This window comes from Buttiauxella sp. BIGb0552 (assembly GCF_004366275.1).
GTDB lineage: Bacteria > Pseudomonadota > Gammaproteobacteria > Enterobacterales > Enterobacteriaceae > Buttiauxella > Buttiauxella gaviniae.
Genome location: NZ_SODY01000006.1, coordinates 135,553 through 160,361 on the forward strand (window position 1 = coordinate 135,553; position 24,809 = coordinate 160,361).

Below are 24,809 nucleotides of genomic sequence, written 5' to 3' on the forward strand. Positions count from 1 at the left end.
TCTGTTATCGAGCAGACGGTAGCGACCCAGAGCTTGGTTACATTGGTTTTTCGACATTCACCATCCACGGAATACCGTATTTATCGGTAAGCATACCGAAGCCTTTTGCCCAGAATGTTTCGCTCCATGGCATGGTGACATCACCACCTGCGCTGAGACTATCAAACCAGCGTTTGCCTTCAGCGACATCTGTGGTGGTAAGGCTCAGCGCATAGCCCGTGTGTTTCACTTTATCGGCGCACATATTGCCGTCGCTCATCATCACTTCGCCACCGCCAATGCGCACATTGGCATGCATGATTTTATCGTCCGGCCAGTTAAAACCGCTGCTGCATCCTTCAGCCGACTGATTCTCGTCTTTTGGCATTTCACCAAAAGTCATTTTAAACAGTAACTCAGCACCGACGGCTTGTTTGTAGAACGCTATTGCTTCTTCGCAGGTACCGTCAAAAAAGATGTAGGGTCCGATAGACATTGTTCGTTCCTCATAATGCGGAGTGCAGAACAAGTTTAGTTGGGGGAGTCTGGGCAAGCCAGGCGGGGGGGAGGGATTTTCGGTTCACCCGAGAGGTTTTGATGCTTATGTAGGATCGGGGGTTTTTCCGTTCACCCGCACGTCTGGCGACTTCTGCAACTGTCGTTAACGGTGAACGTGCCAGGTGGCTCACGCCAGCCCCTGGCGACCCCGGCGCCCGGTCATTAAATTGCCGCTGCGCGGTAAACCCCAGCTTATCCCCAACGTTCAGGGTCGTTCGCGACTCGCTCCCGGCGATCGCTCTCTTTCGCTGCTCCCGGCAGCTCAACCCTGACTTATGGGGAACACTGGGGCAATTTATACCGGGACTCAAGGTCAAAACCGGTTCGGCTTTTGAACTTAGCTTTTGACGTTGACCTTTGAGTCCGGCATAAATCGCCTTCGTTTTGACTGTAAGGCCGGGTCGAGCCGTCGGGAACGGAACCTTCTCTGGCTTTGCAGGAACCGCCCCTCAGGGGCAGGGGGAACGAACCTAGTTCTTCTTAACGAACTCAGACTTCAACTTCATTTGTCCAAAACCATCAATTTTACAATCGATGTTATGGTCGCCTTCAACCAGACGGATACCTTTAACTTTAGTACCAATCTTCAGCATAGAAGAGCTGCCTTTAACCTTCAGATCTTTAATTACAGTGACGTTATCACCGTCAACTAACAGGTTGCCGTTGGCATCTTTAACTACCAGTTGATCGTTGTCTGCTGCAGGTTCGGCATCATTCCATTCATGTGCACATTCCGGGCAGATAAACATACCGTTGTCTTCGTAGGTGTACTCGGAATTGCATTTAGGGCAATGAGGGAGTGTCATCGTCATATCCTCAAAAATAAGCTTTAAAAATTGCGGTTTCCCGCCAAAAGTGGCGTGATTATACATTAAAACCCTACTTTTGTGGGGACGATTGCCGCTATGCCTTGCGCCAGCCAGAATATCGTAATAAGAAAATGCTATTTTAAAACGTTAATCAATTGCCAAATTCGCGACGAAAATACAGAATAAGTTTATAAAAATACGCTATGGTCTTTCTTTCTGGTTATTTAGCCAGAAACTCACGCTATGAAAAAATAAGCCTGATTATAATATTGTCGAATAAATGATTTCCGCGCGTAATTATAATTTCCGGTACTGAATAGGCACAAAAAATATAAAGGTTTTTAAAAATCCGGATAATTTGATTTAAGTAAGGATTTTTTATGCACACACAAGCAATATTTGAGTTAAGTCAGGAAGCAGAGCGGTTATTACAACTCGCCCTACAAAATCTGAATACACTAAAAACAGTTTCTTTTACTACACAGCATGACGTTAATTATTCTGGGCAGTCCCAAACTGGAGGGGCCGTCCCTGCAAAATTTAGCCCCCGCAGCATCCAGTCGCAGCAGGCTATGCTGCAAAATGAGTTACGCAAAATAACTCAGCATGAAATGGTATTAGCGATTGTCGGAACAGTAAAAGCGGGAAAATCAACCACCATTAATGCCATTATTGGGACTGAGGTATTACCTAACCGTAATCGCCCTATGACAGCATTACCGACACTAATTCGCCATACCCCGGGCCAGCGTGAACCCGTGCTGCATTTTCCCTATGTTCAACCCATCGAACAGCTTATGAATACGTTGCAAATTCGTTTGCAACAAACCGATCGCGAAACGCTGTCAAAGCATCTGGAAATTGATCGGGATATGACGGGATTATTAACCCGTATTTCCCAAGGGGAATCTTTCTCTAAGCATTATCTTGGTGCCCAACCTATTTTCCATTGCCTGAAAAGCCTTAATGATTTAGTGCGTTTATCGAAAGCACTGGATGTGGCTTTTCCATTTAAGGCCTATGCCGCAATTGAGCATGTTCCTGTTATTGAAGTGGAGTTTGTCCATTTAGCAGGAATGGATGAAGCCTATGGGCAACTGACATTACTGGATACTCCGGGGCCAAACGAAGCCGGGCAGCCGCATCTACAAAAAATGCTTCAGGAGCAGTTGTCGCAGGCTTCTGCTGTGTTGGCGGTATTGGATTACACCCAATTAAAATCCGTTTCTGACGAAGAGATACGTAAAGCGATATTGGGCACCGGGTCATCCGTCCCGCTCTATGCGCTGGTGAATAAATTCGACCAAAAAGACAGAAATGGTGACGATGCAGAACAGGTTAAAGCGTTAATTTCTGGCACGCTTATGAAAGGAACGATTGAGCCTCACCATGTCTTCCCTGTGTCATCGATGTGGGGATATCTGGCTAATCGTGCCCGCCATGAATTGGCATTGCACGGCAAGCTACCGGACCCGAATGAGCAACGTTGGGTGCAGGATTTTGCTGATATTGCACTGGGCCGCCGCTGGCAAAGTGAGGATTTGGCCGATGCGGGTGCTTTGCGCCAGGCGGCTGAGGTGTTGTGGGAGGACTCGCAGTTTGCTGAGCCCATTCACACGGTGCTTCATGCAGCACATGCCAATGCTTCAATGTACGCACTGCGTTCTGCCTGCCAGAAATTACTGAATTACACGCAGGGTGCGGAGGATTACCTGAATTTCCGCTGCCAGGGTCTGCATATTGCCAGCCAGCAACTGCAGCAGAATATCGCAGCCCTTGAAGATGACATGAGTCTTGCCGCTTCCAGTCAGAAAGCCGCAAACGTCGTTGCGCAGAGCAATACTAAGCAGGCTGTTGAAGCGATGAGTGATTTTATTCGCCGTTATGAACAGCAGATTAATGACAATATTCAGGACTATTTTCAGCATGGAAAAGTGCCTGAAAAGCTCCAGCGCCAGGCTTTGTCGTTTGGGACTCAGCGCGGTAATGACTTTGATGCGCGCTATGAAACGCTCAGTTTTGACGATGAACAATCGGCACAAATTGCGCTGCACAGGATCCGCGCTTCATGCGAAATCATCTTGACCGCCGCGCAGGAAAAGATGACTGAAGAGTTAACCCATCTTTTTAGTTATCTGGAAGTTGAACTGGCAGATACGCTGCGTAACACCCTAAAACCGATAGAGACTCGCGTTGCACAAGGGTTAGCGCAAGCAGGTTTTAGAACCAATATAAGTCTGCCAGTATTTCATGTTGGCTTATTAAACTTCAATGCTAATCAGGCATTTAATGAACTCATTGAAGAGCAGGATATTCCTGTCTCCCAACTGCGACGCCAGGCCGGGATGCGCGGAACGGTTGCGCGCTGGCTTAATAGCGAGGATTGGGGCTGGGAAGGATATACCGTGATGCAAAGTCGCTACGTCATTTCTTTAGCTGACGTACAACGCAAACTGTGTCAGCACGTCAGCGATTTCCTGTTGCAGCTTAATCAGAATATGGCCGCGCAAATTGAAATGTCTGTGACGGAGGGAATGGCAGCGTTCTTTGTTGATTTTTCCCACGCACTGGAAGCGATACGTCTGAACCTGCAACAAAGCCTGGTGGTGCGCCAGCAAAATGAAGAAGCGGTGACCGCTTTGCGCCAACAGCTTCAGCAGTGCGTAAGAATCACACGTTACATCCATGAGGACACCCGCCTGTTGCGGGATGATATTCAGACGCTTTTTACGGTAGAACAGCAATGAGCAGTGTATTACCAGGAACTCAAACTCGCGCTTTGGAGTGTGTTGCAGAGAAGTTTGTCGTCGATTTTGCCAGAAACAGCGGCATCTCTCGTGAACCGTGGCGGACTCAGCAAAGCAAAGCGTATTACCAGAGGCTGACCGGGGAGTTTATCGGCCAGAGCCAGTTGCAAAAATGGGCAGTGGATGAGGTGCTGCTCGAAAAGCCGGAAGTGATGCTGGCGATGCTTGGGCATCTTTGCCAGCGGGTGGCGAAGAAGCACTACGCAATTGAGAAAGTGTATGAAAGCATCTCCGCCATAGCGTTAGCTTCGGCAAGAGTAACCAATGACGCTTCAGAAGCCCGTAGGCAGCTCGTTCAGGTTCAGCAGCAACTGGCACAGCGTGTCGGTAATCTGGAAACACAATTACAGGGCACCGACCTCACTCACCTGGGCTTCGTACATTGCGAGCAAGTTTTTGCACGCTGGCAGGCTGGGCATTATTTTACCTTTTCTCCCGCTGGTCGCTGCTATGTCGCGTTGCAGGAGCTGTACTGGGGCGCGTTTGGTGACGCGCTGCGCTTTGGCCGTTTATCGCAGGCCACAGAGTTAATTGAGCAAGCTCGTGCGCTGGCAATCAGCCAACTTGCCCGCGATGTGAATGCTTCAGCCCGCACGCGCCATTACTACTATGAGTGGCTTATGTTTCCTTCGACGGCTGGAATGATGGAAAGCAAAGAAGCTCTGGCGTGGCTTGGCGACGATTGTGACAGTGAGCATCAGCCCGTGAGTTTTGCAACTACCCAAACACACCAGGGCGTTTCACTTGGTATGCCACGTATTTGTTCCGCAATGCGGCTGGGAAGTGCAATGGTCGATGAAGTCTTTATTGATGGTAGATTTGCCAAATAAAGATCTTAATATTCCGGTGTGAAGCTGCTGATGAAACAATATGCTTTAAAAGCAGCGTTTACACTGGTTTTGAAATATATCTAAACGTAGAGGTTTCTCTTATTATGTCGCAAATTTAGATATTAAATTTCAATGATTTCCTCAAAAGTAACAGTGCTATCCTTCTGTTTGTAATCACTAATTTATGCCTTGTGTCATTAAACACTGCAAAAGTACCAGACAATAAAACCAATTCTGTGTTGCGCCTCACTTGCTGCTTTTTCCCACACTCCTCAGAATATATTTTGCCGCATACTGCGGGTAATCGTGCTTATTACACCAGGGAGATGTGATGAAAAAGATCTTTTTATGCTGCGCTGCTGGAATGTCCACCAGTATGTTAGTGGAAAGAATGAAACAGTCCGCTACCAGCCGCAATATTGAAGTAGAAATTACGGCGGTACCGGTGTCTGATTTTGACCAAATCATCACGGACGCTGATGTCATTTTGCTTGGGCCACAGGTGAAGTTCCAGCTACAGAGTATATCCAGCGCAGCCGCGCCACACGGCGTGCCAGTGGCGGCGATTGATATGATGCTGTACGGCTCAATGCAGGGCGATAAGGTGCTGGATCAGGCCCTGTCTTTATTAAAAAATGCACAATAAGGATGGGTCATGAAATATCGTTTTCCTGAGAATTTCTGGTGGGGTACAGCAACCAGCGCAACACAATCCGAAGGGCACCAGGCCGGAGATGGCAAAGGCGAAAATATTTGGGATTATGCCTCACATCATTTTAACGAACGCTTCTTCGGTGGCGTAACGGCTGACGATACCTCAACGTTTTACCAGAACTATCGGGAAGACATTCAACGCGCCAAAGATATTGGTCTGAATTCCTTTCGTACCTCAATTTCCTGGTCACGCCTTATCCCTGATGGTGACGGGGAAATTAATCCTCAGGCAGTCGATTTTTATAACGCAGTAATTGATGAGCTCAATGCTCAGGGCATCGAGCCGTTTATTAACCTTTATCACTTTGATATGCCAATCGCACTTCAGGAAAAAGGCGGCTTTGAAAACCGTGAAGTTGTGGATGCGTTTGCCCGCTACGCACGGATTTGTTACGAGCTTTTTGGCAACCGGGTACGCTACTGGTTTACCTTTAACGAACCATTAATTCCTGCTGAAGCCGGCTATTTACATCCTCGCCATTATCCTTACGTGACCAGTTTCCGCCGCGCTGCGCAAGTACTCCATCATATTGTTTTGGCGCATTGCAAAGCGGTTGCCGCCTGGCGCGAGCTCAATATTGCCGGGCAGATTGGCATCATTATGGATGTTATTCCGGTTTATCCGCGTAGCGATGCGCCGGAGGACTTACATGCCGCAGAAATGGCCGATCTGTTTTATACCCGCAGTATTAACGAGCCTATTTTGCTTGGGCGCTACCCGGATGAACTGATTGCCATTTTAAAAGAATACGATCAATTACCCGTCATTCAGCCTGGTGATTGCGAGCTTATTGGCAGCACACGTATCGATTTACTGGGGATAAATTATTATCGCCCGCGCCGTGTTAAAGCGCGTGAAACCTTGCTCGAAGAACCGCATGGTTTTATGCCAGAGCGGTTTTTTGAAGAATATATTATGCCGGGACGTAGGATGAATACCTCGCGCGGTATTGAGATTTATCCCGCGGCACTTTATGACATCGCGATGGTGGTGAAAGACCGTTACGGCAATTTGCCATGGTTTGTCTCGGAAAACGGGATAGGTATTTCTGACGAAGAACAGTTCATGGTGAATGGTCAGGTACAGGATGATTACCGGATTGAGTTTCTCAAAGAGCATCTGAGTTATTTGCATCAGGCTATGGCTGATGGCAGCAATTGTCTGGGTTATCACATGTGGACGTTTATCGACTGTTGGTCATGGCAAAACGCTTATAAAAATCGCTACGGTTTTTATCGTCTGGATTTAGAGACTCAGCAACGTTCGCTTAAAAAATCGGGCCAGTGGTTCAAGGCTGTGATTGAAAACAACGGATTCGAGGGGGCGGAATAATGTCTTACTTTGAACGACTGGCTGAAAAAATGCTGCCGGTGGCAAATGCTATTGGCAACCAGCGGCATATGCAGGCAATCCGTAATGGTCTTATTTCAATTTTACCGCTGACTATTGTCGGGTCATTCTTCGTTATTTTGCTCAATATCCCGATTAAAGGTTATATGGATTTTATCGCGCCATATCGCGATATGCTGGATGTGCCGTTCCGTTTTACCGTGGGATTAATGTCGCTGTATGCCGCTTTTACTATCGGTTCGTTCCTCGGTAAAAGTTACAAGCTCAACGATATTACCAGTGGGCTGTTGGCTATGCTGGCGACCTTGCTGATGATTGTGCCCGTCAATATCAAAGAAGGCATTACCGTTGCCGGAGACGCGGTATCCGGGCGTTATATTCCCATTACTTCGCTAAGTTCTCAGGGGCTGTTTGGCGCGATTATCTCCTCACTGATCGCTATCGAGATTTACCGTTTTATTAAAGTCAGAAATATTGAAATCAAAATGCCAGAGGGCGTGCCGCCAGTGGTGGCGAGTTCTTTTTCAGCGCTATTCCCAACACTCGCGGTGGTGTTGATCTTCTGGATCCCGCGTCACTTTTTGAATATCGATATTAACGCCATCATCAGTTACATCATCATGCCGCTCAAAGGGTTTATGACCGGTACGAACCTGTTTGGCGGCATTGTTACGCAGTTCTTTATCGATCTGTTCTGGGTATTCGGTATTCATGGCCATGCGGTAATGGGGCCACTGATTCGTCCGCTTTGGGACCAGGCGATTGTGCAGAATATGGAGATGTTCCAGGCGGGAACCAGCGCTTACGAGCTGCCAAATATTTTCACCGAGCAGTTCTTCCAGTGGTATGCGCAGATGGGCGGAACTGGCTCGACGCTTGCGCTAGTTGTGCTGTTTATCCGTTCTAAAGCTGCTTATCTGAAATCGTTGGGGAAACTCTCCTTTATTCCGGGGCTGTTTAACATCAACGAACCGATGATTTTCGGTGCGCCAATAGTGATGAACCCGATTCTGGCTGTTCCCTTTATTCTTGCGCCGATGGCAAACACCATAGTGGTGTATCTGTTTACCATCACCGGAATTATTCCACGCATGATGGTGAAACCACCATTCACCATCCCTGCTCCGTTAGGCGCGTTGATCACCTCAAACTGGAATCTGGTCGCCTGTGGACTGGTGTTCGTCTGCTTCTTTATTTCACTGGCTATCTACTATCCATTCTTCAAGGTTTACGAGAAGAAGATGCTGGAAACCGAGCAGCAACAGCGCGAAGAAGAAGAGAAAGCGAAACAGCTGGCGAATGCCTAAAACACCCTGCTCATTTTCTGTGAAAGCGGGCTGAAGAGCTCATGGTGTAATGGGCAGCCGTAACTAATCTTTAAGTACCGCCCTCATCCTCTCCCTAAGGGAAAGGATGAGGGGATAATATTGAAATAATTAACACTTTTATTTAAGACCCCGCCTGAATAATTGAAATCCTATTCCTACGCATGTAATCAAAAATATGATCGACATCATCTATACCCGTCATACTTCGAATTGCATGTGCGTTGGCTTTCCTCGCTCACCCCAGTCACTTACTTGAGTAAGTTCCTGAGGATTCACTGCGTTGCCGCCTTCCTGCAACACGAGTTATTTAGGGTATGCATCAGGATTAACCTATTTATTAAAAAGGTAGATTAAATCAATAAAATTGATTTTCTGTTGGTTTTTTACTCATGGTGTAAATATTTTAGAACACTTGGTCGGACAAGTTATAATTTAATCTAACTCAGATTTACCTCTAAACGTAATAATATTACCGGCCTCGCTATTCTTTTCTACACCAGGATTTTTTAACGCAATGAACGCGATAATCGTTGACGATCACCCATTGGCGCGTATAGCCATTCGAAATTTGCTCGATACCAACGGTATCACGGTCACTACTGAGCTCGACAGCGGTGAGCGTGCGGTACAAACCGTCGAGAAACTCAAGCCTGAACTGTTAATTATCGATGTCGATATTCCCTGCATCAGCGGTATTGAAGTGCTGGAACAGCTACGTAAACGGCACTATCTGGGCATCATTATTATCATCTCTGCAAAGAATGAATTGTTCTACGGTAAACGCAGTGCTGAATGCGGTGCTAACGGCTTTGTTAGTAAAAAGGAGGGCATGAATAACATCCTTGCGGCTATCGAGGCTGCAAAAAATGGCTACAGCTATTTCCCATTTTCACTCGAGCGCTTTAGCGGTGCTGCGACGACGGAACAGGACAAGCTGGATACGTTATCTACCCAGGAAATGAAAGTATTACGCTATATCCTCAATGGTATTGATTACACGACCATTGCCAGCAAAATGAATATCAGTAATAAAACCGTCAGCACCTATAAAAGTCGCTTAATGGAAAAGTTAGATTGTTCCTCATTAATGGAACTTTATGATTATGCGCAAAGAAATAAAATAGGGTAATAAGATGCGGTTTCTATTATATGTTTATCTGGCAGCAATGTTTTTCTTGAACATTTTTTCAGCCTACGGTGCTTCTCAGTTAATTGAGCTGAAAAGTAATTATCAACCATCGGCACTGGATATTCGTTTAACTGCCGATGAGTCGCGCTGGCTGGCACGGAATAATACTCTGACAGTCGGCACCTGGCTGCCGGAAGTTTCTCCGATAGATTATGAAAGTGGTGGAGAACATTATCAGGGTGTTAATGCTGATTTTCTCGCGCTATTACAAAAAAACCTCAATGTTAAAGTCGCTATCAAACAGTACGATAGCGAAAAAGAAGCCCTGGCAGCGCTCTCCCAAAACGAAGTGGATACTCTGCTCACGCAGTTATCTCAGCGCGAAGAAGTAGGGAGCGACTTGCTGCGAACTTCAGCGTTGATCAAGACGTGGCCAACACTGGTCACATCCCTCAAAAACACCTTACTGCCACTGGCAACAAATAAAAAAGTCACCCTTGCTTGTGTACGTGATTGTTCATTTCTCGATGTGATTAAGGTGGCCTTTCCTAACGCAAAAATCACCTTTTACGATAGCGACTATCAGGCGCTGTCGTCTGTTATGTCAGGTCTTAACCAATATTTCATTGGTAATAATGTGACCACCGGTAATTGCATCTCGAAATATTTCTCACAATCGCTGGTCATCACGCACTACTTTAACAAGCAGGAACAATATAACTATTTTGTCACGAGCCGGAATCAGCCGCTGTTGCGAAACATCCTTGAAAGTTTTATTAGCGCAATTAGTAATGAAACCCATATGCGAGTCATGCAGAACTGGCTAAATCGCGGCAACCTTTCTTACCTGAATACCCCGATACCATTCAGCAGCGAGGAAAAGAGTTGGCTTAAAAAGCACCCTAAAATCCGCGTGCTGGTGAATCCAAACTACCCACCGTTTACGCTTATCGATCACGATGGCGAACTGCGCGGCATCATGGCGGATTTGCTCAATATCGTCCAACTGCAAACCGGTCTTGAGTTTCAGCCAGTTATCGTTAATTCCAATAAAGAAATGGCTGAAAAAATGGTGCCGGGTCAGTGGGATATGATCCCAGCCGCCACCCTCAGTAACCAGCCACAGAAATTTATCTCGTTTAGCGATCCGTTGATGAATGTCTCTTTCGTACTGGTTACCGCACACCGAGAAAATGCCAACGTAATGCTGGCAAAACCTCGGCGTATCGCCGTGGCAGCGGGGCACATTTTGACGCACGACCTCAAGCTTCGTTTCCCGCAGGCGACCTGGGTTGAAACGGATAATGTCAAAGTGGCGATGAAAATGGTCGAGGAGGGGGAGGTTGATGCGGCGATAACCACCGAACTTTCCGCTCGTTACATGATTGACCATTATTATCCGCAAAATATGCACTATACCCGGCTGCCAGGTATGCCCAGCGCGGCTCTTAGTTTTGCGATGGCGCGCGATGAGCCAGAACTGAAGTCTATTTTAGGCAAAGCGCTGCAAGCCATTCCTCCGCGTGAAATTCTGCAAATGACGGAGAAGTGGTCGAAGATTTCCAGCGTGCAGATTGATACCTGGAGCCTTTACAGCAAACAGTTTTATCAGTTGGTTCTCTTCGCGCTGATGCTTATCGCCATCAGCCTGGGATGGGGGCTATCTCTTTCGCGTGAAGTGCGTAAAAGAAAACAATCACAGCGGCAACTTGAAGAACAGCTGCATCTCAAAGAGGCGCTTTCTCACGAACTGGAGGCTGAAAAAGATAAAGCGATTCAGGCGACTAAAGCGAAAAGTCGTTTCCTTGCGAGTATGAGCCATGAGTTACGCACGCCCGTCAGCTCTATTGTGGGTTTCTTAGAATTGCTGTCGAGTTCGGATCTCAGCTCCAGCCAACGCAAAGAGGCGATAGCGCTTGCCGGGGCGACGGCGCAATCGCTGCTGGGGTTGATTGGTAAGATCCTTGATGTCGATAAAATTGAGTCAGGTAAATATCAAATTGCCCCACAGTGGACTGATTTAACTCAGCTTATTGACCTGCAATGCCACTCGTTTGATGCGCTGGCAAGGCAAAAAGGTATTACGTTGCGCTGCGTTAGCCATTTGGCTGCTAATGATCGGGTGCTGGTCGATCCGCAGGCTTTGCGACAAATCCTCACCAATTTGGTCGGTAATGCGCTGAAATTTACTGAACAAGGGCATATTCAGGTGTCTGCTCGCCTGATCCCCGAAATGGATAAACACGGCACGTTAGTGATTACGGTAAGTGATACCGGTTGCGGGATTAGCCCGGAAGAGCAGGAAACGTTATTCCACCGCTACGTTCAGGCACGCCAGGGACGTGAACAGACGGGTTCTGGTCTGGGATTGGTTATCTGTAAAGAATTGGTCACGCTGATGGGAGGTACGCTTGAGATGAACAGCCGCCAGTCGCTGGGTACCACTTTTACGATAACGCTTGCGGTTGAAACTGCTCAACAATCGCTAACACCAACGCGCGATACGCCTGCTGCACTGTCGCCATTGCCGCGCTTATCGATTCTGATTGCGGACGATAACCCAACTAATCGCCTGCTACTCAAACGGCAGTTAAATACTATTGGTTTCAATGTTGATGAGGCTTGTGATGGCGAAGAAGCAGAAGCCAAAATTCTCAGCAAGCAGTACGACTTGTTGATAACTGACGTGAATATGCCGAAAAAAGATGGCCTCGAACTGGCGGCGTCGTTACGTCGTCAAAATCAGCGGCTGCAAATCTGGGGGCTTACTGCGAGTGCCTTGCCTCAGTCACGCGAACAGTGTCTGGAAAGTGGGATGAATCAGTGTCTGTTTAAGCCTGTATCGATTCAAACGCTGACCCATGAGCTTAGCAAACTCGATGTTGGCCGTTCAATGCCTTGTGTTACCCGGCATTTGAAACTCAGCATTTTGACCGAGAATACTGGGGGGGATCGGACGTTGATGAATGAAATTCTGGAAACCTTCCGCGAAGCTTCGGCAAATGATTTGCAGGCTGCTGTGCGTTCAATAGAAGAAGATGAGCCGCAGATGTTTTTGCATGCGCTACATCGTCTGCATGGCTCGGCTCAAATACTGGAAATCACTGCTTTGCAAAAACTTTGTGAACCGTTTGAGTCACGCCGCCATGATTCGCTACCGCTTGAGGAGCGACAGGAGGCGTTAGAAGAAATTGCGAAAATTATGCGGGAAATCGAGGTGGAGATAGAGAGCTTGATGAGCCACTGAGATTGAATGGTCGGGCAGTTATCGCCCGACCATTCCCCGCGTGCACTCTCAATACAAACGCAGATTAGTTGCTGGCAGCAAACATTTCGCTATCAACTACGATACCGTCTTCAGCACCTTTCAGTACCAAATTCGCTTCGTAGTATTTACCGTCTGCCAGCAGTTTTTTGGCCTGAGCAACCGCTTTACGGGTCTGGTTAAGTGGCATCAGATACTGATTTTCCATCACGCCAATACCAGCCAGACGTAAGGTATCCATCGCACCTTTCTGGTCACCTTTTGCCAGTTTTTCATTAGCAGATTTGATGGCGGTCTCTTTTGCTGGGGTTGCAATATAGTCTTCAGACAGCGCTACGGTTGCGTTAATGATCACGTATTGATCGTCGATCATTTTCGCTTTGGCGTCGGTTTTGACAAATTTCTTCCAGTCAGCGCTGTCATCTTTAAGCAAAGTTGCTGCGTCGTCGGTCAATTTCTTCGCGCTGGCTGGTTCACCGTGGAATAGCGCCAGGCGTGCAAACTGAATATCACGCATTGCATTGGCACCCTGAACCGCAACTTGCATTACATCAGCCGCTTCTTTTTGGATTTGTGCGGTTGCCGCAGCGGTCTGTGCTGGGGTTGCAGTCGCTGCAGCTAATACAGGTGCAGAACTCATCATAGTTGCCAACAGGCCTGCCAGAATTAATTTTTTCATTATCTTCTCCTTAATAAAATAGGTGTTCATCACCAAACGCCACCAGAATAAAAAATAAGTATCACAATGAAAATCAGAGCGCCGAATGAATAATGCAAGCTGAGTCTTACATATGTCAGAAGACGCAGACAGATGTCAGACTCAGCGTATAACAATGACTCTTCACTCTTATTTACTCCGCAGCCAGGTGGGTACTACTATTTCAGCCATTGAAATTACGGCGGAGATAATATGTTCATCTTTAACCAATATAGAATGAAGGCACTGAGTGAAGCTTCTCGTCTTTATTATAAAAAACATGCTCTGGTCATGGCGGTGCTGCTGCTTATATGTGGTGCTTGCTGTCTTATCTATCCATTTATGTCCGGACTGTATCTCAGTTATATCATTGGCATGATGTTTATGGTTTGCGGCTTTTATACTCTTTACTGCCTGGTTGTCTTTCGCCAACAGCACTGGAAATCAAAATTTGTCAGTGCGATTTTCGCTCTCGCCTGGTTGTTGTTGGGTTACAGCTTCGTCGCCAATCCAATGGTTGGGATGAACTCTTTATCGATAGTATTTTGTTGTCTGTTCATTATCGGTGGCGTTTCACGCATCGTTTCTGGCTTCACTATGCGCGGCCGTTCCGGGGCTATCTGGAACATTTTTATCGGTATTTTTGACCTGCTGATTGCCGCCATCTGGCTTGGCATGAACCCTGAGCAGTCTTATCTATTCACCACTGCTTTTATTGGCCTGGAGATGATCTTCAGTGCCGGGAGTTTTATCTCTTTGCGTAAGAAGTTGGCGCTGGCACAACCTAAACGACTGGCGTCAAAAGATTCAAAATAACCACTGGAATAATTTATGAATATTAAAGTAAGTATCTCGATAATTATTGCTGCTGCGGCTCTTTCTACTTCTATTAATTCTGCTTTTGCCGAACAGGAAACGACGCCACAAAATATGACTTGTCAGGAATTTATGGATATGAATCCGAAATCCATGACGCCAATCGCCTTTTGGGTAGTCAATAGAAATACTGATTTTAAAGGTGGTGATTATGTTCACTGGCATGAAGTCGAAACCGTAGCGGTGCCGAAAATATTCAAGCAATGTCAAAAGACACCACATGCCAAACTGGGTGAAATAACTCCAGCCCTAAAGTAACTGAATAATAAATTTATCTGATACGAAAAGGATTAATTATGACTATGCTCATTCAACCCGCTGAAAATGAAAATGACGATGTTTATGCATCTGTAGAATTATCCACTTCACTGCCAAAAACCCAATTCCCGGTTCAAGAAAGCAATCCACGTAATGTTTTTCATGCCATTCATGACGAACTGATGCTTGATGGCAATTCACGCCAGAATCTGGCGACCTTCTGCCAGACCTGGGTGGATGATGAGATTCGCCAGTTAATGGATCTCTCCATCGATAAGAACATGATTGATAAGGACGAGTACCCGCAAACTGCTGAACTGGAACAGCGCTGCGTGAATATGCTCGCCGACCTTTGGCATTCTCCAGCAGCCACCGATACGCTCGGTTGCTCAACCATCGGTTCTTCTGAAGCCGCGATGCTTGGTGGCCTGGCGCTGAAATGGCGCTGGCGCAAACGCCGTGAACTGGCCGGAAAATCTACTGATAAACCAAACATGGTGTGTGGCCCGGTACAAATCTGCTGGCACAAATTCGCCCGCTACTTTGATGTTGAGCTGCGCGAAGTGCCACTGGAAGGTAATCGCCTGATGATGACGGCGGAAGAAGCACTGAAATATGTCGATGAGAACACCATCGGTGTGGTGCCGACTTTGGGTATTACCTTCACCTGCCAGTACGAGCCAGTGAAGGAAATTCACGATGCGCTCGATGATCTGTTCGAGAAAACCGGGCTGGATATTCCAATGCATGTGGATGCCGCAAGCGGTGGTTTCCTTGCTCCGTTCTGCGCGCCGGAAATCGATTGGGACTTCCGTCTACCGCGTGTGAAATCCATTAACGCATCTGGCCACAAATTTGGTCTTGCGCCACTTGGTGCCGGTTGGGTGGTATGGCGTGAAAAACAGGACCTGCCAGAGGAGCTTATCTTTAACGTTAACTACCTCGGCGGCAATATGCCGACCTTTGCGCTGAACTTCTCGCGTCCTGGTGGGCAAATTGTCGCGCAGTATTACAACTTCTTGCGCCTGGGCCGCGAAGGCTATCGCAAAATTCACATGGCCTGTTACGAGACTGCGCAGTATCTGGCTCGAGAAATTGCCGCGATTGGTCCATTCGAGATTATTTTTGATGGCAGCCACCTGAACGGTATCCCGGCGCTGACCTGGGCACTGAAAACTGACCATCAGAATGATGGATACACTCTGTATGACCTGGCTGACCGCTTACGTAGCCGTGGCTGGCAGGTGCCTGCTTACTCCATGCCAACTCATCGTGAAGACTTAGTGGTGCAGCGCATCCTGGTCCGTCACGGGATGAGTACCGACCTGGCTGAATTGCTGATTGCCGATCTGAAACGCACGCTTGAGGCGTTGGAGAAAAATCCGGTTACGCATTCGCTGACCGCCGAAGAAGCGGGTGGCTTCAACCACGCATAAGACACTTTCTTATCAATTAACCAAAAACATCCGCAGGCATCTGCTTGCGGATGCGGAGAGACTTATGTCCACCACAACGACAAATGCCCCTGCAAGGTCACTAACTTTGCTTGGCTTTTTCGCTATTACCGCTTCGATGGTGATGGCGGTTTATGAATATCCTACGTTTGCCACTTCCGGTTTTAGCCTGATTTTCTTCCTGCTGATGGGCGGGGTTTTCTGGTTTATTCCCGTTGGTTTGTGCGCTGCTGAAATGGCAACCGTTGAAGGCTGGGAAGAGGGCGGTTTATTTGCCTGGGTTTCCAATACGCTTGGTGAACGCTGGGGGTTTGCGGCGATTTCATTTAGCTATTTGCAAATCGCCATCGGTTTTATTCCGATGCTCTATTTTGTGCTCGGCGCGCTCTCATACATCCTTAACTGGCCTGCGCTAAATACCGATCCGCTGGTGAAAACCATCGCAGCCCTGATAATTTTATGGGGCCTAGCACTTACACAATTCAAAGGTACACGTTATACCGCGCGTATTGCTAAAGCGGGTTTCTTCTTTGGGATTTTATTCCCGGCAATCGTGTTGGTGGGGCTGGCAGTCGCCTGGTTGTATAACGGCCAACCGCTGGCAATTGAAATGTCGGCCGCGACTTTCTTCCCTGATTTTTCACAAATTGGCACATTAGTGGTGTTTGTGGCATTTGTGCTCAGTTATATGGGCGTTGAAGCTTCAGCGACTCACGTCAATGAGATGACCAACCCGGCCCGTGATTACCCACTGGCGATGATTCTGTTGGTGATTGCCGCCATTGTACTTAGCTCGATTGGCGGTCTGTCAGTCGCGGCGGTTATTCCGCATGATGAAATCAACCTCTCCGCTGGGGTGATGCAGGCATTTAGTACTCTGATTGGTTATTACGGCCCCGGTTTTGAATGGGCGGTGCGTGTCATTGCGGCATTGCTGATGTTGGGTGTGTTAGCCGAAATTGCTTCGTGGATTGTCGGCCCTTCTCGCGGCATGTTAGTCACAGCACGACAAGGTCTGCTGCCTGCGCGTTTTGCCAAAGTGAATAAAAACGGCGTACCTGTAGCACTGGTGATCTCTCAGTTGATCATCACTTCCATTGCGCTGATTGTCCTGACCAATACTGGCGGCGGTAGCAATATGTCATTCCTCGTGGCTCTGTCACTCACCGTAGTTATTTATCTGTGCAGTTATCTGATGTTGTTCCTCGGGTATATCCAACTGGTGCGTAAACAGCGTGATAGAAAACGTGCCTTCCAGGTTCCAGGTGGGAAACCGGTGAAACTGGCTATCGCCTGTTCAGGGTTGGTGGTGTCGGTGCTGGCGTTTATTGTGTCATTTATTCCGCCAAGTTCTCTACCCGGTGCCCACGCCCACGATGTGTATGGCGGTCTGCTGATTGTCTGTTTTGTACTGGTGTTTATTCTGCCGTTTAACGTCTATCTGTTCCGCGATAAAACCATTAAAAGTCATGCACCGGACCTGGTTCATGTAAAAGTCGATAATGCGCCAGAAGGGCACTTTGCCGTGCATCCGAAAGCGCGTCCTTCACATCTTCCTAAACCTTAAATTAAACGTCGTGCCATCCACCACGCAAAGTGTGGATGGCCCTATCGCTATTTTTCTTTATTGAAGGATAATGGTCGATTCTGAAACGACAGTTTAATTTTGGTTAAGGGAAGAGGCGTGAGTATTAACGTTTCACGGTTTACTAATAAGAAAATCGCATGGATGGGGGCTGCTTTTTGTTGCCTGTTATGGGGTAGTGCTTACCCGGCAATTAAAAACGGCTATGAAATATTTCAGATAGCGACGGACGACCTGCCTGGCAAAATTGTCTTTGCCGGATACCGCTTTGTGATTGCTGGCTTGTTGTTGCTGGCATTTGCATTTTTACAGGGTAAGCCAATTGCTCGTATGTCGCGCCAGCAGTATTCCCAGCTAGCCGTACTAGGCGTCACACAAACCGCAATTCAATACATTTTCTTCTATATTGGCCTTGCGTACACCACCGGTGTCAAAGGCTCAATTATGAATGCCACCGGTACTTTCTTTAGCGTGTTACTGGCGCATTTTATCTACCAAAACGACAAGCTCAGCATCAACAAGGTGGTGGGTTGCGTGCTCGGTTTTGCCGGTGTGATGGTGGTCAACTTCAACAGCCAGTTGATGGACTTTAGCTTCAGCCTGATGGGCGACGGTTTCGTGGTGCTGGCGGCGTTTATTCTTTCTGCCGCGTCGTTGTACGGTAAGCGTATTTCGCAAACTATGGATGCGACGATTATGACCGGCTGGCAACTGGCTATTGGTGGCCTTGTGCTGACGGCTGGCGGCTATGCCTGCGGCGGTACGCTTGCGTTTCATGGGTGGGAGTCGGTGGCCATTCTGGGTTACCTGGCGCTGTTATCATCCGTGGCGTTTGCACTGTGGAGCCTGCTGCTCAAACACAACCGTGTGGGCATGATTGCACCATTTAACTTCCTGATCCCGGTATCCGGTGCGGTATTGTCGGCAATCTTCCTGCAAGAGAGCATTCTTGAGTGGCGTTATGCGCTGGCGCTTGTGCTGGTGTGCTTCGGGATTTGGCGGGTTAACGTGGTACGTGGCAGTCGGGTGAATTAGAACCAGGCAAAATCATTAAATGCAGGCCATTATTTATCTATCTTTTACCGATAAAGGGCCTGCAAATGACCAGACTTACCGCAAAAGATTTCCCTCCTGAATTACTCGAATACTTCGATTTTTATGTACACGGTAAAATCAGCAAACGCGAGTTTCTCGATCTGGCGGGGAAATTTGTTGTTGGTGGCCTTTCGGCCGTGGCGCTCGGTACATTGCTGACCCCAAACTATGCCTTCGCGACGCAAGTGGAGTTTACCGATCCAGATATTGTCGCTGAATACATTGAGTACCCAAGTCCACAAGGGCATGGCCAGGTGAGAGGCTACATGGTGCGCCCGGCAAAAGCCGTGGGCAAAGTACCGGGCGTGGTCGTGGTGCATGAAAACCGTGGGCTTAATCCTTACATCGAAGATGTGGCGCGACGTGTTGCCAAAGCGGGTTTTATTGCATTAGCTCCTGATGGATTAAGTTCGGTTGGCGGCTATCCTGGCAATGATGAAAAAGGCCGTGAGCTACAATCTCAGGTCGATCCGACCAAACTGATGAATGATTTCTTTGCCGCGATAGAATTTTTGATGCATCACGATTCGGTCACGGGAAAAGTGGGGATCACCGGTTTTTGTTACGGCGGAGGAGTAGCCAATGCCGCTGCGATCGCTTACCCGGAATTAGCAGCCGCCGTACCGTTCTATGGTCGCCAGCCAAAAACTGAAGATGTACCGCGTATCAAAGCACCTTTATTACTTCATTATGGCGAGCTCGATTCGCGCATTAATGAGGGATGGCCTGCTTATGAAGCTTCTCTGAAAGCCAATAATAAAGTCTACGAAGGTTATATCTATCCGGGCGTGAATCATGGCTTTCACAACGATTCGACTCCGCGTTACGACAAAGCCGCGGCAGAACTTGCATGGACGAGAACCATTGATTGGTTCCACAAATACCTGGTTTAAGACTGAATAATAATCCTGGCACCCAACGCGATACCATTTTTGCCGGTGCGTTTAATCAAGTACATCGACTCATCGGCTCGAATCACCGCATTATTAAAAGTGTCGTCCACCCAGGATTCATTCACCCCAATAGATGCTCCTACTTTGGCGGCGCCATTACCTAATTCGAACGGGGTGATGGCGGCATCCAGACAGCATCTGGCGATGTGGTTTATCTCGGGATGTTCCAGCGACCAGGGCAATAACAGGATAAATTCATCTCCCCCAATGCGGCCAATGGTGACCTCTGGTGGGCAGGATTCGTGCAGGCGCTGGCTCAGTTGCAACAGCACTTCATCACCGCTGCGATGGCCCAGCGTATCGTTAACATTTTTGAAGTCATCGAGATCGATAAACGCTATCGAAAGTGGGCCCAATTTTTTTAGCAGATCGAACTGCGCCTGAAGCGCGTGGCGGTTGGCAAGGCCTGTGAGGGGGTCGTGATTGGCAAGTTTTGCTAGTTGCTGCTCGTACTGCTTTTCTTTGGTCATATCAATGTGGGTGCCGGTAACTTTCAGCGGTTTCCCGTCATCACTCCATTCGGTCACTCGGCCCCGATCCAGCACCCATGTGATGGTGCCATTTTTCGCCTGCATGCGATGCAGTGCTTCATAAAATGGCGCTTTACCTTCGAGGTGGTTATAAAACGCGGACAGCACCATCTCTTTATCTTCAGGATGCAGATGCTCACGCCACACATCAAAATGAGCGCTAAGTTCTTTGGGCTGAAAGCCCAGCATGGAACCCCAGCGACGGTTGAAAATAACCAACTTGCCGCTTGGCACATCGAGCTGCCATAAACATAAGCCTGTCCCGTCCAGCGCTGCACTGAGCTTATTGCGAGAGTCGTGTGCAATTCTTTTGAGTCGGGCATTGTGTTTTTTAAGGTTCTGAATCTGCTGCCTGAGTATCTCTTCTGACATTGACCACAGTTATGAGCAAATAATATCCATTCTTAACAGCTATTAATTACTTGTAAATATGGCAATGAAAAAATCGTGCTAATTCCACAAACGTTTTGTCGTTGTGGCCATTTTTTCTTTCTCTACAGGAATGACGGACAGCAACACGCCGCATAACATTCCCGCGAGCAGAATCCACGATGTTTGAGAAAACACGCTGCCCATCACTACACACTCCAGGATGACCGCGATAACGGGAAAGCAGATAAATACCAAAGAGGTGTTAAAAGTCGAAATGCGTTTTTGCAGCGAGAAATAACACAAGATCCCGAACACGCTAGCCACGACGCCGAGGTAAATAATCGAAGAAAAAGACAACCAGGTGATGTTTTCAATTTCCGGCCTTTCCACTACCGCGCCAGTCAATGTGAGCAGTAAACCCGCAGCCAGACAAGGCAAGGCGTTAAATGTGAAAAGCGAAATCTGGCAACTGCGCTTTTTGCATTGCACATACATATAAGCATGCATGGTGACTGCCGCCACGACAGCAAATGCGCCTTTCCAGTTATTACTGAGACTGTTTCTGGACTCTTCCTGCAACAGACAAAACAGGGAGAGCATTGCCAACATTGCGCCCATCAGCTGCAACAGGCTGGTGGGGGCATTGAGTACCACAATAGAAATCAGAAGCACGGCGACGGGCATTCCGGCGAAGATTATCGCCGCAGTGCTGGCGTTAACGTATTGCTCGCCGTAAATCACCAGCGTAAAGGGCAGGCAGAAACAAAATAGGAACACGCAGAACTGGAAGAACCGGTGCCCTGGCGGAAATAACAATGATGACCGCGTAACGTGCAACAGCCATAGCAGCAAGGGTGCTGCGCTTAAGAAGCGCAGCCCGGTGGCAAATATCGGCGGCATGCTGACCAACGCAAACTTCATGGCAAGCCAGGTTGTTCCCCACGTCAGAATAACGATGGCGAAAAGAATAAACATTTTTGTTTTCTGCATGGGGCGGCTCCCTTTTTTACCTTAAATTAATGATCAATATAGAGATAGTGCATCCAGCTGGTCATACGCAGCAGGATTTTACGAATAATGGAAACGTGCTCGAAATAACCGGAATACACTGCGACCTGGCCCATGGTTCCTGCGGGTAGCCTTTGAACATCGGCAACGTTTTTCAGCTCAATTTCTGCATAGATACCGTCGAGTTTCGGGTCAAGGCTCAAGCCTTGTAGATGGCCTTGCGCCTGATAGCTGCTGTTAGCGATCGCGGGGAGGATTTGCTTCACAGTCCCTTGCACGACACTGCCGGGCAGGCCATTAAATACCACTTCGGCCTGGTCACCTGCGACTAAGCGTAGGGCGGAGTTTTGGCGGAATACGGCATAAACACTGGTTTTTTGATCCGGAACGAACACCATCACTGGGCGCAGCGGCAACGGGCGCACGAACATACCGGGTTTCAGGAAAAGCTGTGTCGCGTAGCCATCGCTCGGCGCGCGAACCACGGTTTTTGCAAGGAAGTACTCTGCTTCTTTGAGGTTTGCTTTCAGCCGGTAAACCGTGGCGTTTTCACCGTTTATCATGGCATCAAGCTGTGCCGCTGTTTGATCTCTCTTTGAGAGGGAAGATCGCCACTGTGCCTGCGCGGCCAGATACGTCTGCTGCGCGCGAACCACTTCTTGATCTGTAAACGGGCTTTTCAGTTTGTCCCGGCTGCCGTTGCGGTAACGGTCTGCATCTTTCAAGGCTAAATCACGCTCAGCTTTCGCCTGTGCAATATCGGCATTTTCGGAAGCAAGGCGTGCTTTGAGCATCTCTACGTTTTGCTGGGCGCTTTCTATCTCACCTTTTATTGCTTCGACTTTGGCTTCATAGGCAGTGGGGTCAACTCGAAATAGGAAATCCCCTTTTTTCAGTTTCTTATTGGCTTTGGCGGTCACTTCTACCACGACGCCTTGCACTTCTGGGATGATGGGTAACGTAACGGTAACCATCTGGGCTCGTTCGGTATATGGATGGTTATAATTCATTAATAATAACAACGAGCCAATAAGAATAATGCCACCCAATACAGCAGTAGGCACACTCCATTTATTTAACGGAATTTTAAAGAATTTAAATATACCGAAGCAAATGGCGGTATAAGTAAGAATAAGTAATAAATCCACAATGAATCCTGCTCAATTAGTCGGTTACTGATGACTTGCTTTGGTTTTTCTCATGCTGGGATTCCAGCCGGAGTAACCTTTCACGTAGCATTTCCATTTCATTATTTTTGACGGCAAACCCCCAGCCTCTGTCTTCACGATATAACATCGCCCAGATCCACAGGAACGGCCATAAAACATGCAAAGTAAATAGACTTACCCATCCTGCAGCATGAATAGCATCTTGATGCGGATGGTTACGATGCACTGCTATTTCATAGGGGATGTCGTGGACAACAATAACGCCATAAAAGAGCGTCAGTGCCACGAAAATAAGTGCGCCTAAGGCAAAGTAATCGAGAAACATAGATGGGTGCCCCCGTGAGAAAATGTCTGGAGACACTAAAGATAAGGCGTGTATGGCTCCACTTTTATTTTGTTTAAAAATAAATGGAGGATAAATATTCAATTGCACAAAGCCATAATAGTGTGCAAGAGGAAAGCTTGAAAATTACAATTCTTTGCATCATGGAAATAGTTGTAAGAATGTTGCTGAATATTGTTTTAGTTTTAATAAACACGGTTGTATCTATAAGCCAAACATCGCACTGTAGCGCACCCAGCGAGATCTTTGGCGTGGTATATACTTCAAGGAACCTGTGCATACCGTGAGTAATTTCAGGAAAAATAATGACTATCTCTCCTCCAACCCGCCCGGAATCAGCTATCCAGCGTCTGATTGCCATCCTCGAACCCCACGGAACACCGATGGAGGTGATTCCCCGTAAACGGATAAACTGGGAATATAAAGAGATCCCGCAATTTTATATCTTCAAGCAAGGCGAGATCTCTGTCTTGCGGGCCACTGATGGCCTGGTTATCGCCACGGTTTCTGGCCAGAATCTGTTTGGTATTGCAGAAAGCATCCAGCCGTTACGCAGCCATATTTTACGTGTAGAAACTGAATGCAGCATGCTGCGTCTTGATGCCAGCCTTGCCCATGAAATCATTACTCAGGAAGGAATGTGGAAAGATATTGCGGTGTTACTTGCTTATTATACTACTCATCTTTTCTATCGCGATTCTGTGGTGGTGCAGCAACGCACCTATTCCATCATTCGAGGCCATCTTATTGAAATGAGCCGCCTGCCTGAAGATTCGCGGTTGAGAACTTCCATTCTTGATTACATTCAGGAAAGAACTCTTTTATCGCGTAGCAGTATTTTGAATGTGATGTTTGCACTAAAAAATGGTGGGTACATCGATATTAAACGAGGTGGATATTTACTGGCAGTGATCAACTTGCCGGAAAAATTCTGAGGCAGGTTTACATTTTGGCTAATAACTAAAAGCACTGGCGAAATAATTTTCGCCCCATCTTATTTTATTTAAAATTAAACAAAAATCAAATTCCCTCTCCCAGGGAGTCTGAATACCATCCATCCCTGAAATATCAAAACCATAGAGTTATCTCTCTGCAGTGATTTCAAGGATTATGATGAAAAAGACTCTTATTGCGTTAATCGTATTCAACACCTTTGCAGTAACGAATGCTAATGCGGTGGCATTTCACGGTGAGGCTGGTTCCGATTGGACTAATCTTGGAATGAGTTTTGGTGCAAGCGAACCGGGTTTTACCTTCAGTGGTAACTGGGCGCACAACGATAATGATGGTGATATTGCCAGTCTGGGAATGGGCTGGAATATACCGCTTGGCTCTGTTTTGGTGACATTGGGTGGGAAAACACTGTACCTCAATCGGAGTGATGGTGATGAAGGTTATGCCGTAGCCGTTGGCGGTGGCGCGCAACTTCCACTTGGTGATCATTTTAGTCTGTTTGGTGACGCATATTATTCGCCTGATTCGCTCTCCAGTGGTGTTGAGCAGTATGGGGAAGCGAACGCAGGTATTCGCTGGAAAGTTAACCCAACGCTGTCAGTTGAAGGTGGATATCGCTATGTGGGTATGCAGGGAAAAGATGGTCATAGCGATAACATCTTAGCCGATGGGGGCTATGCTGCGGTTAATTTCAACTTCTGATCAATTTATTTTTATATGCGAAGACAATTGCCCGATAACAAAT

Annotated in this window: 22 protein-coding genes; 15 read left to right on the forward strand and 7 right to left on the reverse strand. The window is 47.5% G+C overall.

Features of this window, described 5'->3' with window-relative positions:
* Positions 1-37: 37 nt before the first annotated feature.
* Both yjdN and EDF88_RS17745 read right to left on the reverse strand, forming a co-directional pair.
* Positions 38-475, reverse strand: coding sequence for a VOC family metalloprotein YjdN (gene yjdN, locus EDF88_RS17740; protein ID WP_064515487.1), 438 nt, complete (start codon positions 473-475; stop codon positions 38-40).
* A 532-nt stretch (positions 476-1,007) separates the two neighbouring features.
* Positions 1,008-1,343: a zinc ribbon domain-containing protein YjdM gene (locus tag EDF88_RS17745; RefSeq protein ID WP_034457014.1), complete on the reverse strand. Its 336-nt coding sequence runs from the start codon at positions 1,341-1,343 to the stop codon at positions 1,008-1,010.
* A 383-nt stretch (positions 1,344-1,726) separates the two neighbouring features.
* Between EDF88_RS17745 and EDF88_RS17750 the strand changes: the two genes are divergently transcribed.
* From EDF88_RS17750 to EDF88_RS17780, 7 genes are all read left to right on the forward strand, one after another.
* The gene (locus tag EDF88_RS17750; protein ID WP_134186167.1) at positions 1,727-4,093 is read left to right on the forward strand and encodes a dynamin family protein; all 2,367 of its coding nucleotides are present in this window, start codon (positions 1,727-1,729) and stop codon (positions 4,091-4,093) included.
* Positions 4,090-4,983 (forward strand): diguanylate cyclase regulator RdcB family protein, encoded by an 894-nt coding sequence (locus EDF88_RS17755; protein WP_134186169.1) that lies wholly within the window; start codon positions 4,090-4,092, stop codon positions 4,981-4,983. The genes EDF88_RS17750 and EDF88_RS17755 overlap by 4 nt, the downstream gene beginning before the upstream one ends.
* A 331-nt stretch (positions 4,984-5,314) precedes the next feature.
* Entirely contained in the window at positions 5,315-5,629 is a 315-nt protein-coding gene (locus EDF88_RS17760) for a PTS sugar transporter subunit IIB (protein WP_064515503.1), read from the forward strand.
* 9 nt (positions 5,630-5,638) lie between these two features.
* Positions 5,639-7,030, forward strand: coding sequence for a glycoside hydrolase family 1 protein (locus EDF88_RS17765; RefSeq protein WP_134186171.1), 1,392 nt, complete (start codon positions 5,639-5,641; stop codon positions 7,028-7,030).
* Positions 7,030-8,355 carry a PTS transporter subunit EIIC gene (locus EDF88_RS17770; protein ID WP_064515507.1) on the forward strand — a complete coding sequence of 442 codons (1,326 nt, stop codon included), beginning with the start codon at positions 7,030-7,032 and terminating at the stop codon, positions 8,353-8,355. The genes EDF88_RS17765 and EDF88_RS17770 overlap by 1 nt, the downstream gene beginning before the upstream one ends.
* A 535-nt stretch (positions 8,356-8,890) precedes the next feature.
* Positions 8,891-9,505, forward strand: coding sequence for an acid-sensing system DNA-binding response regulator EvgA (gene evgA / locus EDF88_RS17775; protein WP_064515509.1), 615 nt, complete (start codon positions 8,891-8,893; stop codon positions 9,503-9,505).
* A gap of 4 nt (positions 9,506-9,509) precedes the next feature.
* The gene (locus tag EDF88_RS17780) at positions 9,510-12,752 is read left to right on the forward strand and encodes a transporter substrate-binding domain-containing protein (protein ID WP_134186173.1); all 3,243 of its coding nucleotides are present in this window, start codon (positions 9,510-9,512) and stop codon (positions 12,750-12,752) included.
* 64 nt (positions 12,753-12,816) lie between these two features.
* On the opposite strand, the gene EDF88_RS17785 is transcribed toward EDF88_RS17780, so the two are convergent.
* Entirely contained in the window at positions 12,817-13,479 is a 663-nt protein-coding gene (locus EDF88_RS17785) for a YfdX family protein (RefSeq protein WP_166671989.1), read from the reverse strand.
* A 201-nt stretch (positions 13,480-13,680) separates the two neighbouring features.
* Here EDF88_RS17785 and EDF88_RS17790 point away from each other — a divergent pair, with 201 nt between their 5' ends.
* The 6 genes from EDF88_RS17790 to yghX all read left to right on the forward strand — a co-directional run bounded on the left by EDF88_RS17790 (position 13,681) and on the right by yghX (position 19,628).
* A complete protein-coding gene (locus EDF88_RS17790) occupies positions 13,681-14,283 on the forward strand; it encodes an HdeD family acid-resistance protein (RefSeq protein WP_064515515.1) in 603 nt (200 codons plus the stop codon).
* A gap of 15 nt (positions 14,284-14,298) precedes the next feature.
* A complete protein-coding gene (gene hdeB / locus EDF88_RS17795; protein WP_064515517.1) occupies positions 14,299-14,601 on the forward strand; it encodes an acid-activated periplasmic chaperone HdeB in 303 nt (100 codons plus the stop codon).
* 38 nt (positions 14,602-14,639) lie between these two features.
* The gene (locus EDF88_RS17800; RefSeq protein WP_208326155.1) at positions 14,640-16,037 is read left to right on the forward strand and encodes a glutamate decarboxylase; all 1,398 of its coding nucleotides are present in this window, start codon (positions 14,640-14,642) and stop codon (positions 16,035-16,037) included.
* 64 nt (positions 16,038-16,101) lie between these two features.
* Complete coding sequence (gene gadC, locus EDF88_RS17805; RefSeq protein ID WP_134186177.1) at positions 16,102-17,622, forward strand: glutamate:gamma-aminobutyrate antiporter; 1,521 nt, start codon at positions 16,102-16,104, stop codon at positions 17,620-17,622.
* Positions 17,623-17,784: 162 nt separating this feature from the next.
* A complete protein-coding gene (locus tag EDF88_RS17810) occupies positions 17,785-18,675 on the forward strand; it encodes a DMT family transporter (RefSeq protein ID WP_134186428.1) in 891 nt (296 codons plus the stop codon).
* Positions 18,676-18,740: 65 nt separating this feature from the next.
* Complete coding sequence (yghX, locus tag EDF88_RS17815) at positions 18,741-19,628, forward strand: YghX family hydrolase (protein WP_134186179.1); 888 nt, start codon at positions 18,741-18,743, stop codon at positions 19,626-19,628.
* On the opposite strand, the gene EDF88_RS17820 is transcribed toward yghX, so the two are convergent.
* The 4 genes from EDF88_RS17820 to EDF88_RS17835 form a co-directional block, all read right to left on the reverse strand.
* Positions 19,625-20,590 (reverse strand): sensor domain-containing diguanylate cyclase, encoded by a 966-nt coding sequence (locus EDF88_RS17820; RefSeq protein ID WP_134186181.1) that lies wholly within the window; start codon positions 20,588-20,590, stop codon positions 19,625-19,627. The genes yghX and EDF88_RS17820 overlap by 4 nt on opposite strands.
* A 78-nt stretch (positions 20,591-20,668) precedes the next feature.
* A complete protein-coding gene (locus EDF88_RS17825; RefSeq protein WP_064515526.1) occupies positions 20,669-21,580 on the reverse strand; it encodes a DMT family transporter in 912 nt (303 codons plus the stop codon).
* 26 nt (positions 21,581-21,606) lie between these two features.
* The gene (locus tag EDF88_RS17830) at positions 21,607-22,746 is read right to left on the reverse strand and encodes an HlyD family secretion protein (protein ID WP_064515528.1); all 1,140 of its coding nucleotides are present in this window, start codon (positions 22,744-22,746) and stop codon (positions 21,607-21,609) included.
* A gap of 16 nt (positions 22,747-22,762) precedes the next feature.
* Complete coding sequence (locus tag EDF88_RS17835; RefSeq protein WP_064515530.1) at positions 22,763-23,092, reverse strand: DUF3302 domain-containing protein; 330 nt, start codon at positions 23,090-23,092, stop codon at positions 22,763-22,765.
* Positions 23,093-23,415: 323 nt separating this feature from the next.
* Between EDF88_RS17835 and EDF88_RS17840 the strand changes: the two genes are divergently transcribed.
* Positions 23,416-24,045 (forward strand): helix-turn-helix domain-containing protein, encoded by a 630-nt coding sequence (locus EDF88_RS17840; protein WP_134186183.1) that lies wholly within the window; start codon positions 23,416-23,418, stop codon positions 24,043-24,045.
* Between the two features lie 178 nt (positions 24,046-24,223).
* Positions 24,224-24,766 carry a YfaZ family outer membrane protein gene (locus EDF88_RS17845; protein WP_134186185.1) on the forward strand — a complete coding sequence of 181 codons (543 nt, stop codon included), beginning with the start codon at positions 24,224-24,226 and terminating at the stop codon, positions 24,764-24,766.
* The last annotated feature ends 43 nt before the right edge of the window (positions 24,767-24,809 follow it).